Annotated in this window: 3 protein-coding genes; all 3 read right to left on the reverse strand. The window is 36.1% G+C overall.

Annotation, left to right across the window (positions count from 1 at the left end; genetic code table 11):
* Nucleotides 1-1,126 (reverse strand): glutamine hydrolyzing CTP synthase (gene pyrG / locus QZN27_RS09905; protein WP_296787091.1); only part of this gene is annotated, 1,126 nt, incomplete at its 3' end.
* A gap of 352 nt (nucleotides 1,127-1,478) precedes the next feature.
* On the reverse strand, nucleotides 1,479-1,736 hold the full coding sequence (locus tag QZN27_RS09910; RefSeq protein WP_296787085.1) for a hypothetical protein: 258 nt from the start codon (nucleotides 1,734-1,736) through the stop codon (nucleotides 1,479-1,481).
* A 5-nt stretch (nucleotides 1,737-1,741) separates the two neighbouring features.
* The coding region (locus tag QZN27_RS09915) for an alpha/beta hydrolase family protein (RefSeq protein ID WP_296787088.1) at nucleotides 1,742-2,285 on the reverse strand (544 nt) is incomplete at its 5' end.

Raw genomic sequence — 2,285 nt, forward strand, 5'->3', positions numbered from 1 at the left:
GAACATTATTTTCAATTGCGTAATCAATTGCATCCAATTTGCCTTCAAAACCACGTTCTCCAAAACCTCCAGGGATTAAGATACCATCAAATTCCTTTAGGGCTTCCTCATCCAACTCTTCAACATCAGAACTTAAATATTCGATATTTGCTTTTACTCCAATGCTGGCGGCTGCGTGAAGGAGAGATTCACGGATACTTATGTAGGAGTCTTCAAGTTCGACATATTTCCCAACGATACCGATAGTGACTTGGGGGTCGGTGATTCTTAATGATTCGACGATTTTAGCCCAATCATCTAATTTAGAGGAATCTGCCTCAACATCCAAACCAATTCTATCAACAATGAGCTTACCTATTTTACGTTCCTCCAGAACTAAAGGCACTTCATAGATTGTTCCGGCATCAGGAGTGTTAACTACTGCTTTAACATCCACGTCACAGAAATGAGCAACTTTTCCAAGAAGGGCATCATCAATGTGGACTTGTGATCTGCATACAATAACATCAGGATTAATACCGACACTTCTTAATTCTTTTGTGGAATGTTGGGTAGGTTTTGTTTTGAATTCTCCAGCTGCATTTAGGTAGGGAATAAATGTAACATGGACAAACATGACGTTTTCTCTGCCTTCCTCATTTCTGAGTTGTCTTAAGGCTTCAAGGAAAGGTTGGCTTTCAATATCTCCGACAGTACCACCAAGCTCGACCAGAACCACATCATAATCGGAACTCTCAGAGTTTTCCCTAATCATTTCCTTAATACGATTAGTAATATGAGGAATAACCTGAACACATTCTCCAAGATATCCTCCTTCCCTTTCTTTGGCAATGACAGATTCATAAACCTTACCGGTAGTAATATTTGCAATTCCGTCAAGTTCAACATCTAAAAATCGTTCATAGTGACCTAAATCCAGGTCAGTTTCCATACCATCATGAGTTACGAATACCTCACCATGCTGATATGGATTGAGTGTTCCAGAATCCCAGTTCAAATAAGGGTCTATTTTAATAGCTGAAACTTTTAAACCATAAGATCTTAAAATTCTTCCCATAGAAGCAGATGTTATACCCTTTCCTATGGAACTAACTACCCCACCAGTTATAATAATATACTTTGTCAGAAAAATCCTCTCCTAATTAAAATTACATTTATAATTTTAGTAATTCATAATATATAAAAATTTTTTTAAAGTAAAAATTGCTTTAAAAATGACAAAAACAATATTTTAAAACCCCTAATAATTTTAATTTAAAAAAAAGTGATAAAATGATTATCGTTAATGAAAATTTATCAGTAAAATAATAAAAAAAGACTGAGTAATTAAACAGACCGAAACATTAATAGTTCCTCATGAAGAAACCATATCCCACAACAATATCAAGATATCATTGACGAATCTAAGATATTAATCAAAAAATGGGAAAACTGGAAGCTCTAAAGACCCGCATGCAAACCTGAATTCAAGCTTTCCTTTAATATCTGCTGTTTCTCCAGTTATTCAACTTGTTTGAAATGTCCCTTGATGTTTCATCAAACTGAAACTGACCTTCATCACCATAATTGGCAAAGCTGTGAGACTGCACAAAGTCGAAACAGGAATCGTTAGGTTCGGTCTGGCCATTTCCTCTTCTGCAATACATTCCATGAGCCCTGCCATACGGACTTACGCTCCAGTATGTGCAGTTCAGACAGATTTCATCACCGTTGTTTACCATGGAATCACATTTCATAACTTTCACCTCAATGTCTTAATGAATTCCTTTATGTATCTTTCAGAAAATTCCCATGTGTGCTCACCGGAAGCTTTAACAAAATCAACATCAATGTCTTTAGCCTTTAGGAAGTCATGAAAATCAACATTCTTTTCAAATAAGAAGTCATCAGTTCCACAGGCCATATAAATGTCTGGAATATCATTGCAGTTTTCAATTAATGCTTTAGGATCCATATCAGAACCCTTTAACTTATTCAAATCCCCAAAAATGGATTCGTAGAAATCTCTGGATCGCAGAACATTATCATCATCTGTGTAGTCTACAATATCATCAGTTATCAAAGCTGCGGAAATCATACCGATTTTGGAAAAGTTTTCATGATACTTTAAACCATTCCTAATGGCACCATATCCCCCCATCGAAAAACCGGCAATGAAAGTGTCTTCCCTTTTGTGTGAAAGCGGGAAAATGTTTCTTGTAATGTCCAAAAGTTCCTGACCCACATATTCACCATAATAGGCATGAGCCTTAGGATTGTCAACATAAAAACTGTTTTCACCACAA

The organism is uncultured Methanobrevibacter sp. (assembly GCF_900316895.1).
GTDB lineage: Archaea > Methanobacteriota > Methanobacteria > Methanobacteriales > Methanobacteriaceae > Methanocatella.